The organism is Planotetraspora thailandica, from assembly GCF_016863335.1.
Lineage (GTDB): Bacteria > Actinomycetota > Actinomycetes > Streptosporangiales > Streptosporangiaceae > Planotetraspora > Planotetraspora thailandica.
Genome location: NZ_BOOR01000063.1, coordinates 15,850 through 32,670, shown reverse-complemented (window position 1 = coordinate 32,670; position 16,821 = coordinate 15,850). Strand labels below are relative to the sequence as shown.

Annotated in this window: 15 protein-coding genes; 9 read left to right on the top strand and 6 right to left on the bottom strand. The window is 70.7% G+C overall.

Annotation, left to right across the window (positions count from 1 at the left end):
• Position 1: 1 nt before the first annotated feature.
• Genes Pth03_RS33405 through Pth03_RS33390 form a run of 4 tightly spaced genes read right to left on the bottom strand, consistent with a single transcriptional unit; the run spans position 2 to position 3,817 of the window.
• Positions 2 to 1,006 (bottom strand): ADP-ribosylglycohydrolase family protein, encoded by a 1,005-nt coding sequence (locus tag Pth03_RS33405; RefSeq protein ID WP_203948448.1) that lies wholly within the window; start codon positions 1,004 to 1,006, stop codon positions 2 to 4.
• Positions 1,003 to 1,773, bottom strand: a complete 771-nt coding sequence (locus Pth03_RS33400; protein ID WP_203948447.1) for a GntR family transcriptional regulator — start codon at positions 1,771 to 1,773, stop codon at positions 1,003 to 1,005. Before Pth03_RS33400 ends, Pth03_RS33405 begins: the two co-directional genes overlap by 4 nt.
• On the bottom strand, positions 1,770 to 2,345 hold the full coding sequence (locus Pth03_RS33395; RefSeq protein WP_203948446.1) for a cysteine hydrolase family protein: 576 nt from the start codon (positions 2,343 to 2,345) through the stop codon (positions 1,770 to 1,772). Before Pth03_RS33395 ends, Pth03_RS33400 begins: the two co-directional genes overlap by 4 nt.
• The gene (locus tag Pth03_RS33390) at positions 2,342 to 3,817 is read right to left on the bottom strand and encodes a purine-cytosine permease family protein (protein WP_239119559.1); all 1,476 of its coding nucleotides are present in this window, start codon (positions 3,815 to 3,817) and stop codon (positions 2,342 to 2,344) included. Before Pth03_RS33390 ends, Pth03_RS33395 begins: the two co-directional genes overlap by 4 nt.
• Before the next feature lie 273 nt (positions 3,818 to 4,090).
• On the opposite strand from Pth03_RS33390, the gene Pth03_RS33385 reads away from it, so the two are divergent.
• The 3 genes from Pth03_RS33385 to Pth03_RS33375 all read left to right on the top strand — a co-directional run bounded on the left by Pth03_RS33385 (position 4,091) and on the right by Pth03_RS33375 (position 9,012).
• Complete coding sequence (locus tag Pth03_RS33385; protein ID WP_203948444.1) at positions 4,091 to 5,797, top strand: NAD-dependent malic enzyme; 1,707 nt, start codon at positions 4,091 to 4,093, stop codon at positions 5,795 to 5,797.
• Positions 5,798 to 5,799: 2 nt separating this feature from the next.
• Positions 5,800 to 7,272, top strand: a complete 1,473-nt coding sequence (fumC, locus tag Pth03_RS33380) for a class II fumarate hydratase (RefSeq protein ID WP_203948443.1) — start codon at positions 5,800 to 5,802, stop codon at positions 7,270 to 7,272.
• 81 nt (positions 7,273 to 7,353) lie between these two features.
• Positions 7,354 to 9,012, top strand: a complete 1,659-nt coding sequence (locus Pth03_RS33375) for a DEAD/DEAH box helicase (protein WP_239119558.1) — start codon at positions 7,354 to 7,356, stop codon at positions 9,010 to 9,012.
• A 461-nt stretch (positions 9,013 to 9,473) separates the two neighbouring features.
• Here the strand turns inward: Pth03_RS33375 and Pth03_RS33370 are convergent, their stop codons facing one another.
• Positions 9,474 to 10,100, bottom strand: coding sequence for a DUF305 domain-containing protein (locus tag Pth03_RS33370; protein ID WP_203948442.1), 627 nt, complete (start codon positions 10,098 to 10,100; stop codon positions 9,474 to 9,476).
• A 235-nt stretch (positions 10,101 to 10,335) separates the two neighbouring features.
• Between Pth03_RS33370 and Pth03_RS33365 the strand changes: the two genes are divergently transcribed.
• On the top strand, positions 10,336 to 11,658 hold the full coding sequence (locus Pth03_RS33365) for an LVIVD repeat-containing protein (protein WP_203948486.1): 1,323 nt from the start codon (positions 10,336 to 10,338) through the stop codon (positions 11,656 to 11,658).
• 340 nt (positions 11,659 to 11,998) lie between these two features.
• On the opposite strand, the gene Pth03_RS33360 is transcribed toward Pth03_RS33365, so the two are convergent.
• Positions 11,999 to 12,241 (bottom strand): DUF6400 family protein, encoded by a 243-nt coding sequence (locus tag Pth03_RS33360; RefSeq protein WP_203948441.1) that lies wholly within the window; start codon positions 12,239 to 12,241, stop codon positions 11,999 to 12,001.
• A 122-nt stretch (positions 12,242 to 12,363) separates the two neighbouring features.
• Here Pth03_RS33360 and Pth03_RS33355 point away from each other — a divergent pair, with 122 nt between their 5' ends.
• From Pth03_RS33355 to Pth03_RS33335, 5 genes are all read left to right on the top strand, one after another.
• On the top strand, positions 12,364 to 12,903 hold the full coding sequence (locus tag Pth03_RS33355) for a 2Fe-2S iron-sulfur cluster-binding protein (protein WP_239119557.1): 540 nt from the start codon (positions 12,364 to 12,366) through the stop codon (positions 12,901 to 12,903).
• A complete protein-coding gene (locus tag Pth03_RS33350; protein ID WP_203948439.1) occupies positions 12,900 to 13,883 on the top strand; it encodes an FAD binding domain-containing protein in 984 nt (327 codons plus the stop codon). The genes Pth03_RS33355 and Pth03_RS33350 overlap by 4 nt, the downstream gene beginning before the upstream one ends.
• Before the next feature lie 98 nt (positions 13,884 to 13,981).
• Positions 13,982 to 14,206 (top strand): hypothetical protein, encoded by a 225-nt coding sequence (locus tag Pth03_RS33345; RefSeq protein ID WP_203948438.1) that lies wholly within the window; start codon positions 13,982 to 13,984, stop codon positions 14,204 to 14,206.
• Between the two features lie 92 nt (positions 14,207 to 14,298).
• Positions 14,299 to 15,267, top strand: coding sequence for an N-acetylglucosamine kinase (locus tag Pth03_RS33340; RefSeq protein ID WP_239119556.1), 969 nt, complete (start codon positions 14,299 to 14,301; stop codon positions 15,265 to 15,267).
• The gene (locus Pth03_RS33335; protein ID WP_203948437.1) at positions 15,267 to 16,766 is read left to right on the top strand and encodes a glycoside hydrolase family 3 protein; all 1,500 of its coding nucleotides are present in this window, start codon (positions 15,267 to 15,269) and stop codon (positions 16,764 to 16,766) included. Before Pth03_RS33340 ends, Pth03_RS33335 begins: the two co-directional genes overlap by 1 nt.
• Positions 16,767 to 16,821: the final 55 nt, after the last annotated feature.

The window sequence follows — 16,821 nt, the reverse complement described above, 5'->3', positions numbered from 1 at the left end:
GCTAGACCTCCTCTCGCAGGGCGAGCAGCCGGTCGGCGACGTCGTCCAGGCGCAGGTCGTTGACCCGGGTGACGGTCTCGCGCACCTCCGCGGGGAACGCGTCCACTCCGTGGCAGGCGCCCGCGACGGCTCCGGCCATCGCCGCGATGGTGTCGCAGTCGCCGCCGACCGAGGCGGCCAGCAGGCAGGCGCGCCAGGGGTCGTCGCGGCAGGCCCACAGGATGGCGAAGGCCGCGGGCACCGACTCCTGAGTGGCGAGGCTGGTGCCGACCAGCCGGTAGACGATCTCGCACACCTCCTCATCGGGCAGGCCGTCGACCAGGTCGCACGCCCAGGCGATGCGGGCCGCGACGTCCGCGGCGGCGACCCAGTGGCCGCGTCCCGCCGCGATCCTGGCGGCCGCCTCGGCCTGCCGTACGGCGTCGGCCACGCCGGCCCCGCCCACGCCGGCGGAGACGGCGGCCGCCACGGCGGCGGCGCCCGCGAGCGCCACCCCCGTGTTGTGGGTCACCATGCTCGTCTCGACGACGTGGTCCACGAGAGCGTGCAGGTCGCCGGAGCCGAACGCCACGCCGACGGGGGCCACGCGCATCGCCGCCCCGTTGGTCGTGCCGAAGCGGCCCGCCTCGGCGACGTCGGTTCCGGCGATCACCTCGGCCACCGCCCGCTTGGTGGAGGGCCCCAGCAGGTCGAGCGAGCCGCGGGCGCGCATCGAGTCCTCCCAGGCGACCAGGCGCCTGGCCAGCTCGCCTGGGTCGGCCCTGCCGTCCCCGTCGATGAGAACCCTGGCCAGCAGCATGGCCTGTTCGGTGTCGTCGGTGACCGCCCCCGCCCGCATGCCCGCCGCGAGCGGGTGATCGGGCGGGGCGTCCTCGAAGCCCGTGAGCACCGGGCCGAACAGGGCCGTGATCTGCGGCCGGGAGAGCATCTGCGTCGGCATGCCGAGCGCGTCGCCGATCGCCAGGCCGTACAACGCGCCGAGCGCGCGTGAACGTGTCGTGGTCATGAGGTCTTCTCGCCGAAGGTCAGGGACAGCTCGAAGTGCGCGGGGTCGAGCAGGCTGTCCACCCGCTCGATGAACGTGCCGTCGCCGGCCCAGCTCGTGCGCCGTGCGCTGAGGAACCACGCGCCCGGCTCGCGGCGGAGCAGCTCCGCCTCACGGTCGTCGATCATGCGGCCGGACAGGCGCTGCTCGCCGTGGTCGGGGTGCAGCCCCGCCCGGTTGAGCGCCTCGGTCAGCGAGCCGGCCAGCCCCCGGGCGGGCAGGTCGCGCAGCTCGCCGACCGCGGGAACGCAACTGCGTTCGTACGACACGACGGTCTGCGGCGCGACCTCGCGGACCCGCTCGATCACCACGACCTCGGGGGAGTCGAGGCCCGGCACCCCGGCCAGGCCGTCCCGGCGGCACAGTTCCTCCCGGCCACACAGATCCCCCCGGCCACACAGTTCCTCCCGATGGCAGAGGGCTATGCGCAGAACGCGGGTGCGCGTCTCCACCCCCTGGGCCGCGAGCGCGTGCGCCCATCCGAGCCTGTCGTCGAGCGGGCGCCCGTCGAACAGGACGAACGAGCCCTTGCCGGTCCGGGTCGTGATCAGTCCGGCCTCGTTCAGCTCGGCCAGTGCCGTACGGACCGTGGTGCGGCTCACCCCGAAGCGGCGGGCCAGGGCGAGCTCCCCGGGCAGCCGTGCGCCGCGGGGCACCTGGCCGGACCTGATCTCCCTTTCCAGCGCGACGGTGATGCGCTGGTGTTTCAGCCTGACGGGGCCGGTCACGAATCCGCGCCCCCGGCTTCCTCGAGGTCCCGCAGCACTTCGGCGGTGGTGACCACCCGGACGAGCGGGCCGTACAACGCGAGGATGTCCAGGGCCTGCCGGTGGCTCTCGTCGGTCATGCCCGCGCACGCGTCGGAGACGACCAGCACCTCCACGCCCGCGTCGGCCGCGGCGACGACTGTCGACAACACGCAGCAGTCGGTGGACACGCCCGCCACCACCATGCGGCCGCCGGGGCCGACGTCGGCGGCCAGCTCAGGCGTCCACTTGCCGAACGTGGTGGCGGCCAGCCTGCGGCCGGGAGCCTCGGCGAAGTCGTCGACCAGCTCGTAGATCCGGGAGTCCGGCGTCTGCAGCGCGAACGGCCAGAGCCGATAGTACTCCCGCCAGGACCCTTCGGGGACGTCGGGGGCGATGAACCGCGTGAAGGTGACCCGCGAGCCGAACGCCTTCGTCAGCGCCTTGATGGGGCCGACGGTCTCGGCGAAGCGCGGGGTGAACCAGCCGCTGGACGGCTCGGCGAACACCCGCTGCATGTCGACGACGGTCAGCCATGCAGGCGACGCGGTCACGCGACCTCCTTGGTGGCGGTGACGGGGGACAGGCTCTCCTGGGCGCGCACACGGCGCCGGGTCAGCAGCAGCGTCACGACGAAGCCGACGGCGAGCGCGGCGAGCACACCCAGGTTGGCGCCGGCCCACGCGCCCTTCCTGCCGCCGAGGCCCAGCGGCTCCAGGAGGTAGCCCTGCCAGCTGAGCCAGCCCGCGTAAGTGTTGGTGACCAGCCCCCACCCGATCGCGGTGCCGGCGAGGATGACCGCGACGGGGACGGCCGGGATGTTCCCGTAACGTCCGGAGGGGCGGAAGAGGTCGGCCTCGTCGTAGTCGCGGCGGCGCAGGGCGATGTCGGCCAGCATTATCCCGCACCACGCGGCGATGGGCACGCCCAGCGTGATCAGGAATCCCTGGAACGGGCCGAGGAAGTCGTCGGCGATGAAGACGATGTACACCGTTCCGACGATCATGATGACGCCGTCGACGAGGGCGGCGGCGTAACGCGGCACCCGCAGCCCGGCCGCGAGGAGGGCCAGGCCGGAGGAGTAGATGTCGAGCACGGCGCCGCCGACGAGGCCGAGCACGGCAACGATCACGAACGGCACGAGGAACCACGTGGGCAGCACGGCCGCGAGCGCTCCGATGGGGTCTCCTGCGATCGCCGTGTTGAGGTCCTTCGACGAGCCGGCCAGCAGGAGGCCGAACAGCAGCAACACGATCGGCGCGACTGAGGATCCGAACGTCGTCCACGCGATGACGCCCGAGCCGGACGCCCTCCGCGGCAGATAACGCGAGTAGTCGGCGGCGGCGTTGACCCATCCGAGGCCGAACCCGGTCATCATGAACACCAGCGCCCCGATCAGCTCCTGTGACGAGCCGCCGGGGATCGCCGAGACGGTCGCCCAGTGGATGTGGCCGGACACCAGCACGATGTAGACCACGGTCAGCACGCCGGTCACGACCGTGATGACGGTCTGCAGACGCATGATCAGGTCGAAGCCCATGACGCCCGCGACGATGATCAGCGCGGTCACCACGACGAGCGCGATGATCTTCGTGGAGGTGCCGCCGCCCCATCCGAGCCTGCCGAGCACGGTCGCGGTCGCCAGCGTGGCCAGGGCGGTGAGCACCGTCTCCCAGCCCACCGTCAGGATCCACGAGATCGCCGAGGGCAGCCGGTTGCCCCGGATGCCGAAGGCGGCGCGGCTGAGCACCATCGTGGGGGCCGACCCGCGCTTGCCCGCCACCGCGACGAAGCCGCACAGCAGGAACGAGAAGACGATGCCGACGACCCCGGCGATGAGCGCCTGCCAGAAGGAGATGCCGAAACCGAGCACGAACGCGCCGTAGCTGAGCCCGAGGATCGAGACGTTCGCGCCGAACCATGGCCAGAACAGCTGTCTGGGACGGCCTTTCCGCTCCGAATCGCCGATCACGTCGAGGCCGTGGGTCTCGATCGTCAGCTGCCGCCCGCCAGTGGCTGATGTCACGTGTTTGCCCTGCGTACTGGCCATTTGCCCTACCTGTCTAGACTTGTTCAGCGAAATCTAGAGGGAATGCGGATAGAGCGTCAAGAGTCCGTCAAGAACCCACAGACCGGCGCCCGCCGTACGAACAGGGGCAGTACGGCGGGCGCCTCCCGGGGTCCCTCGCGCAATGAATGGCTGAGGCGACCTTTGTCGCTGCTTTGGCTTGCCGTTCCTGCCCGCGGGAACCCCTGCTCTGGTAGATAAGCACTTTTTCTGCCGATTAGGGAGGGTCTGGTGTCTACTGTCAAGAACGCGAACTTCACGGTGGCTCCTGACGGGACCTACATCACACCGCTGCATGGCCTGGAGGTCCTGCGCGACCCGATGCTCAACAAGGGCACCGCGTTCGACGAGCGGGAACGTGCCGAGCTCGGGCTCGACGGCCTCGTGCCGCCCGCCGTGGAAACGCTCGACGAACAGGCCCGCCGCGCCTACGCGCAATACCGCTCCCAGCCCGACGACCTGCGCAAGAACGTCTACCTGACCGCCCTGCACGATCGCAACGAGGTGCTGTTCTACCGCCTGCTCGCCGAGCACCTGCGCGAGATGCTGCCCATCGTCTACGACCCCACCGTCGGCCAGGCGATCAAGACCTACAGCCACGAATACCGCAGGCCGCGCGGCGTCTACCTGTCCATCGACGACGTCGGCGGCATCGAGCGGGCCTTCCGCAACCTCGGGCTCGGCCCCGAGGACGTCGACCTCGTCGTCGCCTCCGACGCCGAGGAGATCCTCGGCATCGGCGACTGGGGCGTCGGAGGCGGCAGCGGCATCGCCGTCGGGAAGCTCGCCGTCTACACCGCCGCCGCCGGAATCCACCCGAACCGGGTCGTGCCCGTCGCCCTCGACGTCGGGACCGACAACGAGGAACTGCTCAACGATCCCTACTACGTCGGCAACCGCCACTCCCGGGTGCGTGGGCAGCGCTACGACGACTTCATCGACGCCTACGTCACGGCCGCGACCTCGATGTTCCCGCAGGCGCTGCTCCACTGGGAGGACTTCGGGCCGTCCAACGGCCGCCGCATCCTGGAGAAGTACACCCGCAGGATCAGCACCTTCAACGACGACATGCAGGGCACCGGGGCCATCCTTCTGGCCGCCGCGCTCGGCGCCGTACGGGTGTCCGGCACCCCGATGGGCGAGCAGCGGGTCGTCGTGTTCGGAGCGGGTACGGCCGGCGTCGGCATCGCCGACCAGCTGCGCGACGCGATGGTCCGCGCCGGGCTCGACCGCGCGACCGCGACCCGCAGGATCTGGGCGGTCGACCGGCAGGGCCTGCTGATCGGCGACATGGACGACCTGCGCGACTACCAGGAGCCGTACGCCCGGCCCGCCTCCGAGGTGGCCGGCTGGGGCGACAGACCCATCGGGCTGCGCGAGGTCGTGGATCACGTCCACCCGACCATGCTCATCGGCACCTCCACCGTCCACGGCGCCTTCACCGAGGAGATCGTGCGCGCAATGGTCTCCCACGTCGACCGGCCGATCATCTTCCCGCTGTCGAACCCGACCGAGCGGATCGAGGCAATGCCGGCCGACCTGATCCGCTGGACCGGCGGGCGCGCCCTCATCGCGACGGGCATTCCGGTGCAGCCGGTCACCTACCAGGGCGTCACCTACGCCATCGGGCAGGCCAACAACGCCCTGCTGTACCCCGGGCTGGGGCTCGGCGTCACCGTGTCGCGGGCCCGGCGCGTCAGCGACGGCATGTTCGCCGCGGCCGCCGACGCCGTCGCGAGCCTCGTCGACGTGGCCACGCCCGGCGCTTCCCTGCTGCCGCAGGTGGACAACCTCAGGGAGATCTCGGCCCTCGTCGCCGTCGCCGTTGCCGAGGAGGCCGCGAAGGAGGAGCTCGCCCGCGCCGAGTTGCACGACGTCATTCAGCAGGTGCAGGACACGATGTGGCAGCCCGAGTACCACCCCGTCAAGGGAGGCTGAGGATGCGCCTCAAAGGACGCCTCAGGGCCCGCCGCGAGCGCGGCCCGAAGATCAAGGACGTGCCGATCGGGCTGAGCGCGACCGGCACGCGCACGGAAAGCGACTCGCTCGGGACGATCGACGTGCCCGCCGGCCACTACTGGGGTGCGCAGACCCAGCGGTCCCTGATCCACTTCGACATCGGCGACGACCGCATGCCCAAGGCCGTTTACCACGCCTACGGCTACATCAAGAAGGCGGCGGCGGTCGTCAACGGGCGGGAGGGACGCCTGCCCGCCTGGAAGGCCGAGCTCATCGCCCGCGTCGCCGACGAGGTCATCGGCGGGCGGCTCGACTCGGAGTTCCCGCTCTACGTGTGGCAGACCGGCTCGGGCACGCAGTCGAACATGAACGTCAACGAGGTGATCTCGAACCGGGCCATCCAGCTGACCGGCGGGCGGCTCGGCAGCAAGGACCCGGTGCACCCGAACGACCACGTGAACATGGGCCAGTCGTCCAACGACACCTTCGTCACGGCCATGCACATCGCCGCGGTCACCGCCCTGCACGACCGGCTGTTTCCCGCCCTGTCGCGCCTGCGGGACGCCGCCGCGCACAAGAGCGAGGAATGGGCGCACGTCGTAAAGGTCGGCCGCACCCACCTGGAGGACGCGACCCCGCTCACCGTCGGCCAGGAATGGTCGGGGTACGTCGCGCAGATCGACGACGCCGCCGAACACCTCAAGGCGACGGCCGCCGGTCTCGACAGGCTCGCGATCGGCGGCACCGCCGTCGGCACCGGCCTCAACGCGCCTCCCGGGTTCGGGGACGCCGTGGCCGCCGAGATCGCCCGGCTGACCGGGCACCCGTTCACCAGCGCGCCCAACAAGTTCGCCGCGCAGGCGTCCTGCGACCCGCTGGTACGGGTCTCGGCCGCGCTGCGCACCCTCGCCGTGTCGCTGTTCAAGTTCGCCAACGACATGCGCTGGCTGGGGTCAGGCCCGCGCACCGGCCTGCACGAGCTGGACCTGCCGTCCAACGAGCCCGGCTCGTCGATCATGCCGGGCAAGGTCAACCCGACCCAGGCCGAGGCGATGCTCATGGTCGCCGTCCAGGTCGTCGGCAACGACGCCGCCGTCTCCATGGCCGGCGCCGAGGGTAACTTCGAGCTCAACGCGTTCCGGCCGATCATCATCGACAACGTGCTGCACTCGATCAGGCTGCTGTCGGACATGATGGATCACTTCCGCGGCTTCCTCGTCGAGGGAGTGCGGCTGAACACGCTTAAACTGAAGTCCGATGTCGAACGCTCCGTGATGATGGTGACCGCGCTCAGCCCGGTCATCGGCTACGACGAGGCCGCTCGCATCGCCCATCGCGCCATCGACGAGGACCTGACCCTGAAGGACGCCGCGATACGCTCGGGCGTCAGCGAGGAGCTGTTCGACCGGGTCGTCGATCCCGAGCGCCTCACCCGTCCGGGAGTGGCCCGCTGACGAAGCACTGCGCGGTGGGGGGGATCATAGGGAGGACCCATCCCCGGGTGCGCACCCGCCATCTCAGAGGAGCCCGACATCGTGAACGTGCCCGACGAAGCCACGAGCTTCGCGGATCTGGCGCTACGCCCGGAGCTCCTGCGTGCTCTGGGCGATCTCGGCTACGAGGAGCCGACCCCCATCCAGCGGGAGGCGATCCCGCCGCTCCTCGAAGGGCGTGACCTGCTCGGGCAGGCCGCGACCGGAACCGGGAAGACCGCCGCGTTCGCCCTGCCCGTGCTCCAGCGCCTGCCCGCCGAAGGAACCGCCTCGGGTCCGGTCGCCCTGATCCTCGTCCCCACGCGCGAGCTCGCCGTACAGGTCAGCGAGGCGATGCACCGCTACGGCCGCGACATGGGTGCGCGGGTGCTCCCGATCTACGGCGGGCAGCCGATCGGTCGTCAGCTGCGCGCGCTGGAGCGCGGGGTCGATGTGGTGGTCGCCACACCCGGCCGTGCCCTCGACCACATCGGCAGGGGCACCCTGCCTCTGAGCGACCTGCGGGTGGTCGTCCTCGACGAGGCCGACGAGATGCTCGACATGGGCTTCGCCGAGGACATCGACACGATCCTCCAGGACACGCCCGCCGGCCGGCAGACGGTGCTGTTCTCGGCCACCATGCCGCCGCGGATCGACGGCATGGCGCGCCGGCACCTGTCCGATCCGGTGCGGATCAAGATCGAGCGCGAGCCGGCGGAAACGGGCGAGACCCCGCGCGTACGGCAGAGCGCCTACATCGTGAGCCGGTCGCACAAGCCGGCCGCACTCGGGCGCGTGCTCGACGTGGAGGCGCCGACGGCCGCGATCGTCTTCTGCCGCACGCGCGACGAGGTCGACACGCTGACCGAGACGCTCAACGGCCGGGGGTACCGCGCCGAGGCCCTGCACGGCGGGATGGGCCAGGAGCAGCGCGACCGCGTGATGGCGCGCCTGCGCACCGGCACGGCCGACCTGCTCGTGGCGACCGACGTCGCGGCCCGCGGCCTCGACATCGAGCAGCTCACCCATGTGATCAACTACGACGTGCCGTCGGCTCCCGAGGCCTACGTGCACCGCATCGGACGGGTCGGCCGGGCCGGGCGCGAGGGCGTGGCGATCACCCTTGCCGAACCGCGCGAGCACCGCATGCTCAAGACCATCGAGCGGGTCACCCGCAGCCGCGTGCAGATCGAGAAGGTCCCCACCGTCGCCGACCTGCGGGCACGGCGGCTGGAGCTGACCCGGGCCGCCATCCACGAGAGCATCCTGGAAGACGACCTCGAGCGGTTCCGCGTCGTCGTCGAGACCCTGACCGACGAGTTCGACGTGATGGAAGTGGCCCTGGCCGCCGTGAAGCTCGCCCACGAGGCCACGGGAACCGAGGGCGACGACGAGGACATCCCCGAGGTCGCCCTGTCGCCGAGCCGCGGACGCCGTGAGGCCGGGCCGAGGGACGACCGGCGGGGGCGCGGCACCTCAGGGAGCGGGATGGCCCGCCTGTTCGTCGGGGCCGGGCGCAGCGCCCGCATCCGCCCGCAGGACCTGGTGGGCGCCATCGCGGGGGAGACGAAGGTGAACGGCCGCGACATCGGAGCCATCGAGATCGCCGACAGGTTCTCCCTGGTCGAGGTCCCCGAGTACGCCGTGGCGGAGATCATCGACGCTCTCCGCAGGACCACCATCAAGGGCAGGAAGGTCACCGTCCGCCGCGACCGCGCCTGACCCCATGTCGTGGTCGTGATCACGTGGTGGTGATCACGTCTTGATGGTGCATCTCTTGGTGGCTCCAGTCTTGGTGGCTCATGTCTTGGCCGTGATCATGCAGAAGTTCGACGAGTTACGGCCCGGCCTGCGGAGACACCGCGCGTGATCATGCAGAAGTTCGAGCGGTCATGGCCTGACCTGCTGAAACGGCGGTCGTGATCATGCAGAAGTTCGAGGGGTCACGGCCCGGCCTGCGAAAACGCCGCCCGTGATCATGCACCTGGAAAGTGCATGATCACGGGAAGGGAATCCGCAGGTGAGGCGTGGTGTGGCCGAACTTCTGCATGATCACGACTTGCGAAGCCGCAGGCCACGAGGGGTGCCGGCGAACTTCTGCATGATCACCACAAGGGTCTGGCGGGTCGTGCTGGGGAATTGGGCAAAAAGGCTAAATGGGGTAATTACTGGGGTAAATGGGGTTATTTGAGGAGGCGGAGGCGATTTATTTCGGCGGTTTGGGTGACCGAAATGTCCTCCGCGAGTTCCTGCACGATGATGTGGGACCCCTTCTGGATTTCCTCGGACGCCATGGTGACGGCCCCCATGTGATGGGCGATCATCAACTGGACGTAGAGCCGGTCGAATTCCGATCCCCTCGCCGCGCGTAGGGCGTCCAACTGCTCCGGCGTCGCCATGCCGGGCATGTCGGTGTGCTGGGCGTGGTGTGCGTCGGGCACCTGCTGTTCCTGCTGCTCCAGCCAGCGGGTCATCGCGGAGATCTCCGGCCCCTGCGTGTCGGAGATGCGCGCGGCCATGCGTTTGATGCCGTCGGAGGCCGCGTGTGAGGCGGCCAGGTCGCTCATGTCGAGGGCCTGGCGGTGATGAACGATCATGTCCTGCATGAACCGCACGTCGGCGGCGTTCGCGGCGGGCGTCGGCACGGCCGTGACCGCCTCCGACGGGTCGAGTGTCCGGGCCGGCTCTCCCGGTTTGCCCGGTGCGATCACCGGGGCGGTGGACTGCGGCGGGGCCGCCGCCGAGTTGCCGGAACAACCTGCCAGGGCCAGCACGGCCAAGCCGGCGACGGTGAGAACTGCGACGCGCACCCGACCTCCATTGATCTTCGTTCGTGCCCTGGCACGATAACAAGTTATGGAAAATCAGGAAAAGACAATATGTTGATCAAATTACCGAGATCAGTCAGGATGGCGTACAAATTCCCGTCCGGGTGTCGATCCGATGAAGTTTCGTCATCTGGATGAATTCGACAAGGGAGGGTCCTGCGTGACGTCCATCCTCAGAAGAGGCGGCCCCGCCAGGCGATTACTCGTCCTGGCCGGCATGGCGGCGGCGCTGACGCTGCCGGCGATGCCCGTACAGGCCGCGGACATACCCGGCACCGACGAGATCGTCCACAGCGCGAACGTCGAGCACGTCACCAACGTGCCCAAGCCGGCCTCGATCGCAGCCACCATCAACACCGACATCGCGTTCCAGGGCGACTACGCCTACGTTGGCAACTACGGCGGATTCTCGATCTACAACATCAAGAACCCGAAGAAGACGTCCGTCGTCAGCTCCGTCGTGTGTCCCGGCTCCCAGATGGACCTGTCGGTCTACGGCGACCTGCTGTTCGCCTCGGTCGACTCCTCGCGCAACGACGACTCCTGTTCCAGCGTCGGGCAGCCGGCGTCGGTCAAGGAGTCGTGGGAGGGCATCCGCATCTTCGACGTCAGCGACAAGGCGAACCCGAAGTACATCAAGTCGGTCGAGACGAGCTGCGGTTCCCACACGCACACGCTGGTGCCGGACAAGAAGCGGCACAACGTCTACCTGTACATCTCGTCCTACAGCCCGTCGGCGAGCTTCCCCGACTGCCAGCCGCCCCACGACAAGATCTCGATCGTCAAGGTGCCGCTGAAGAAGCCGACCCAGGCGTCCGTGGTGGCCACCCCGGTCGTCTTCCCCGACGGCGGCAACGAGACCCAGCCGGGCCTGCTCGTGCCCACGAGCGGCTGCCACGACATCACGGTCTACGCGGAGAAGGGCATCGCGGCCGGCGCCTGCATGGGCGACGGCGTGCTGTTCGACATCCGTGACCCCGAGAAGCCGAAGGTGACGGCCCGTACCACCGACCCGAACTTCGCGTTCTGGCACTCGGCGACGTTCAACAACGCCGGCACCAAGGTCGTCTTCACCGACGAGCTCGGCGGCGGCGGCGCGGCCACCTGCAACGAGGCCGTCGGGCCCAACCGCGGCGCCGACGCCATCTACGACATCAAGCACGGCAAGCTCGTCTTCAAGAGCTACTTCAAGATCCCCCGCTACCAGGCGGACACGGAGAACTGCGTCGCGCACAACGGCTCGCTCATCCCGGTGAAGGGCCGCGACCTCATGGTCCAGGCGTGGTACCAGGGCGGCGCCTCGATCTGGGACTTCACCGACTCGGCGCACCCGAAGGAGATCGGGTACTTCGAGCGCGGCCCGGCTGCTGAGGGCTCCGGCGGGTTCTGGTCCGCGTACTACTACAACGGATACGTCTACGCCAGCGACTTCAACCGGGGCTTCGACGTCATCAAGATCAATGACTGGCGCGCCACCCCCGCGCAGAAGGTACGGTTCGACCGGCTGAACGTGCAGACCCAGGGTTCGTTCACCCGCTGATCAACGGTCCGTTTCGGACTGCGAGGGACGGCGTCCGCCCGGGCGCCGTCCCTTTCCGATCACCGCACCGAGCTGAAAACCGGGCCGAGGACCAGGCCGCACCCGGGTGCCCGGCACACGTGATCAACGCCCCCGCGCGGGACCACTCCCAAAACGGGTCTCGTGGTTCCACAAGTGGGCGCAGCCCGGGCATTGGACGTGAAGAAGACTGCCGGTGTTGCCGAGAAGGTAGCGCCAGTGGTCGCGGCAGTTGCGACCCGCCAGGCACTCGGCGCAGTCCTGGTCGTCGCGGCAGCCGGGGCAGGAGACCCAGGCCCTGCGGCCCAGGTCGGCGTGGGGGTCAATCGGCAGCATGGCCCGACTTCCGCCGAGGCAGCACTCCGGCCGACACGAGCATGTCGTAGGTTTCCCGCTGGCCGGCGTCGAGGTTCGAGTAGAGGGCGTCGTAGGCCGCCTCCTCCTCGCGCATGGCCTCCATCGGGTCCCAGGCCGGCCCGAGGGCGGCGACCACCTCCGCGCGGCGCCGAGCCTCCTCCAGAGTGAGGTCGATCTCGAATACGGCCTGCTCGCCGAGATGTCGCATGACGGTGCGCACCTTTCCTGATGTACCTTTATGCACCTTATATGCCTTTATGGGCAAAGTATGGTGATTTCGCACACAGGCCGCGGCATTGGGCAGCCGGATCACCGGGTACGGCAGCCCCCGTGAGTGAGCTGAAGGACACGGGCTTCGACGATCCCGTAACCGTGGACGTCACGCTGTCGGTCAACGGGGAAAGCCGTCCCGTCACGGTCGACACCCGCGAGACGCTTCTGGACACCCTGCGCGAGCACCTGGCCCTCACCGGGGCCAAGAAGGGGTGCGACCACGGGCAGTGCGGAGCGTGCACGGTGCTGGTGGACGGCAGGCGGGTCAAATCGTGCCTGACGCTGACCGTGACCCTGGACGACAGGCGGATCACCACGGTCGAGGGTCTGGCGGCGGGCGATACGCTCCATCCGCTGCAGTCGGCGTTCATCGAGACGGACGCCTTCCAGTGCGGCTACTGCACCCCCGGCCAGCTCTGCTCGGCGGTCGGGATGCTGGCCGAGGTGGCCGACGGGTGGCCGAGCGCGGTCACGGCCGACGTGGCGGGCCGGCCCGTACTCGACGACGACGAGATCCGTGAGCGCATGAGCGGCAACCTGTGCCGCTGCGGGGCCTACGTCAACATCGTCGCGGCGATCAGGCAGGTGGGCGCATGAGACCCTTCACCTACGAACGCGCCGCCGACGTGCGCTCGGCCGTGGCCGTCTGCGCCGCCGGCGACGCCGCCTATCTCGGCGGCGGCACCAACCTGGTCGATCTGATGCGGCTCGGGGTGGCCACGCCCGCAGTCCTGGTCGACGTCACCAGGCTCCCCTTCGACCGGATCGAGGAGACGGAGGAGGGCGGTCTGCTGATCGGCGCCGGGGTGCGCAACAGCGACCTCGCCGCGGACTCACGGGTACGGCGGCGCCACCCCATGCTCGCCCAGGCGGTCGTCGCGGGCGCGTCCGGCCAGATCCGCAACATGGCGACCGTGGCGGGCAACCTGCTCCAGCGCACCCGCTGCGCCTACTTCCAGGACGTCACCAAGCCCTGCAACAAACGCGAACCCGGCTCGGGCTGCCCCGCCAGGCGGGGTGAGCACCGCAACCTGGCCGTGCTCGGCCATTCCGACGCCTGCGTGGCGACCCACCCGTCGGACATGGCGGTGCCGCTGGCCGCGCTCGGCGCGGTGGTGCACATCGAGGGGCCCGGTGGCTCCCGCCAGGTGCCGATGCCCGGCTTCCACCGGCTGCCTGGAGACCGGCCTGAGCGCGACACGGTGCTCGAGCCCGGGGAACTGGTCACCGCCGTCGAGGTGCCCCCGCTCGCGTTCGGCGCGCGCTCCCGCTACCGCAAGGTCAGGGACCGCGCCTCGTTCGCGTTCGCGGTCGTGTCGGTGGCGGCGGCCCTGGACGTCGCCGACGGCATGGTCAGGGACTGCAGGATCGCCCTCGGCGGGGTGGCCCACGTGCCCTGGAGAGCCGAGCTGGCCGAGGCGGAGCTGTGCGGCGGGCCTGCCACCGAGGCGGCGTTCACCCGGGCCGCCGGACTGGAGATGGCCCAGGCGCGGCCTCTGGAGCGCAACGCGTTCAAGGTGCCCCTTGCGGCCAACGTGCTGGTCCGCACGCTGATCGATCTCGTAGAGGCCCGATGACCGCCGCCACACGTCATATGACCGCTTTTGCATAGATATCGGGCCGTTTGGGCACCTCAGATGGTACGGGCGATGGCCCGACGTCGAGGGGGGACTCCATGACTGTCACAGCGGATCTGGCGAAGCTGCTCGATCGGAAGTACGAGAACATGAGCCTGACCGAGCTGATGAAGGCGCCGGTCTCCGCCATGTCCGGCATCAGCGAGAAGGACGCCGACCTGCTCAGGCAGGCGTTCAACATCAAGACGATCGGCGACCTCGGCCGCAACCGCATCTTCCGGATGGCGGTCGACCTCGCGGATCTCGCCGACCACTCCAAGTGACGCCCCGCCGCCGTCCGTTGTAGAAAATCTTCGCTTTCTTGTACTTTGTCGAAAGCAATCTACGCGTACGGCAGAGGCGTGAAGGGGCGGTCGTGACGGCGCTGTTCGTCGGGGTCGACGGGGGTGGGACGAGCACCCGCTGCGTCGTCGCCCGGGAGACGGGAGAGATCGCCGGCCGCGGGCGGGCGGGCGGCGCCAACGCGCTGTCCGCCGCCGACCCGGCCGGCGGCCTCCTCGCGGCGATCGAATCGGCGCTCGGCGACCTCGACCGGTCCCGCGTCGCCGGAGGAGTCGTCGGCCTGGCCGGGACGGCCCGCGCCGACGCCCTGGCCGCCGGCGCGTGGCGGGCGGCGCGGCTCCCCGGCCGTCCGTCCGTCGTGCCCGACATGCTCGTCGCCTTCACCGGAGCCGTGCCCGACCCCGACGGCACCGTGCTGGTCGCGGGCACGGGCGCGGTGGCGGCCCGGATCGAGGACCGCCGGGTCGTCCGGCGCGCCGACGGGCTCGGCTGGCTCCTCGGCGACGAGGGCTCCGGCGTCTGGATCGGGCGCCACGCCCTCACCCGGGCATTGACCGCCCTGGACGGTCGCACGGCCCCGACCATGCTGGTCGAGCTGGTCGCCGAGGCCGTGCTCGGCGCCGCGGAGGGCGGGCCTGACGACCTGGTTCCGGCGATCGTCGCGGCCGTCTACGAGCAGGTCGCCGCCAGGGGAGGGGCCTGGCTGGCCACGCTCGCCCCCGTGGCCGACACCGCCGCCCGGCAGGGCGACCCGGTCGCCGCCGACATCATCGAGGAGGCGGCCAGGCGGCTGTGCCGTACGGCGAAAGTGGTCCGGGACAGGGGACCGGGCGGCCCGCTCGTGCTGGCGGGCTCGCTCCTCACCGAGCCGACCGAGCTCGCCCGCAGGGTCCGGGCAGAGCTCGGCGAACGCGTCCCGTGGGTGGCGGCGCGAGACGGCGCCGCGGGGGCGGCGGCGCTGGCGCTGCGCGCCGCACTGCCGCCCGAGCACGCCCGGCGCGCTCACCTGCGGCTCACCGGCCGGGCCGCCGAGGAGGCGTGATGGGGCGATCGGCCGAACTCGACCGGATGGCGATGACCGTCCTGCAGCCGGGGTTCGAGGGCACCACGCCGCCGGCGTGGCTGCGCCGGGCGCTCGCGGACGGCCTCGGCGGGGCCGTGCTGTTCACCCGCAACCTCGCCGATCCCGGCCAGACCGCCGCGCTCGTGGCGGCCCTGCGCGAGGACAACCCGGCAGTGGTCGTCGCGGTCGACGAGGAGGGCGGCGCGATCACCCGGCTCGAGGCGCGAACGGGAAGCTCCTGGCCGGGCAACCTCGCCCTCGGCGTGGCCGGCGACGTGCGCCTGACCCGGGCGGTGGCCCACCAGATCGGGCGCCTGCTCGCCGCCGCCGACATCACCCTCGACTACGCGCCCGTCGTCGACGTGAACGCCGACCCGCGCAACCCGGTGATCGGAGTGCGGTCGTTCGGCTCCGACCCCGAGCGCGTCGCCCGGCACGCCGTCGCCTGGATCGAGGGCCTCCAGAGCGCGGGCGTGGCCGCCTGCGCCAAGCACTTCCCCGGCCACGGCGACACGGTCACCGACTCCCACGTGGCGCTGCCCACGGTTCGCGCGCCGCGTGACGTGCTCGAACGGCGCGACCTCGTGCCCTTCCGCGCCGCCGTCGCGGCGGGCGTGGACGCGATCATGTGCGGGCACCTGGTCGTCCCGGCGCTCGATCCCGAGCTCAACCCGGCCACGCTCAGCCGCGCCATGATGACCGGTCTGCTGCGCGACGAGCTCGGATTCGGCGGGCTCGTCGTCACCGACGCCATCGAGATGCGCGCGGTCGCATCGCTCCACCCGCCCGAAGAGATCGCCGTACGGGCCCTCGCCGCCGGGGCCGACGCGATCTGCGTCGGCGTCTCCTCCCCTGAGGGGGAGAGCGTGTACGCGCTGCGTGACGCGATCGCCGCCGCCGTGCGCGACGGCCGGCTGCCCGGGGAGCGGCTGGCCGAGGCGGCGGGCCGGGTGCTCGATCTCGCCCGCCGGCACGCCGAACAGGCTCCCGCCCGTGCCGCCGCCGGCGTCGCCGAGGGAGGAGCGAACGGAGACGGCCTGGGCCTGGCGGCGGCCACGGCGGCGCTGCGCGCCGTCGGCGTGCCCGGAGCGACGAGCCGCCCCGTGCTCCGGACGGCCCCCCTCGTGGTGGAGATGACGGCCCGTCCCACCCAGGCCGTCGGGCGGGCCGCCCCCGTCCGCGTCGGCGCCGCCATCGAGGAGGCCCTGCCGGGCACCACCCTCGTGGAGGTCGCGGAAGGCGGCAGCCTGCCCGACCTCACCGACACCCGCCGCCCGCTCGTCGTCGTGGTGCGCGACGCCGCCCGCCACACCTGGATCCGGCGCCTGCTCGAGCATGCCGTACGGGCCAGGCCGGACGCCGTGGTCGTCGAGACCGGGGTGCCCGGAACGCCCGCCGGGGCGGTGTACCTCGCCACGTACGGCGCTTCCGCCGCGTCGGCGCGAGCCGCCGCGCGCTGGCTGACCGAGATCCCCTGACCCCCGATTCCCCCGTAAATCCCCCGAACATCCCCGTGAAGGTTCTCGAAGGAGC

Bases quoted from the DNA above. Each gene is read 5' to 3' on its own strand.
- Pth03_RS33405 (WP_203948448.1), bottom strand. From the start codon at position 1,006: ATGACCACGACACGTTCACGCGCGCTCGGCGCGTTGTACGGCCTGGCG.
- fumC (WP_203948443.1), top strand. From the start codon at position 5,800: ATGCGCCTCAAAGGACGCCTCAGGGCCCGCCGCGAGCGCGGCCCGAAG.
- Pth03_RS33365 (WP_203948486.1), top strand. From the start codon at position 10,336: ATGGCGGCGGCGCTGACGCTGCCGGCGATGCCCGTACAGGCCGCGGAC.
- Pth03_RS33360 (WP_203948441.1), bottom strand. From the start codon at position 12,241: ATGCGACATCTCGGCGAGCAGGCCGTATTCGAGATCGACCTCACTCTG.
- Pth03_RS33350 (WP_203948439.1), top strand. From the start codon at position 12,900: ATGAGACCCTTCACCTACGAACGCGCCGCCGACGTGCGCTCGGCCGTG.
- Pth03_RS33345 (WP_203948438.1), top strand. From the start codon at position 13,982: ATGACTGTCACAGCGGATCTGGCGAAGCTGCTCGATCGGAAGTACGAG.
- Pth03_RS33335 (WP_203948437.1), top strand. From the start codon at position 15,267: ATGGGGCGATCGGCCGAACTCGACCGGATGGCGATGACCGTCCTGCAG.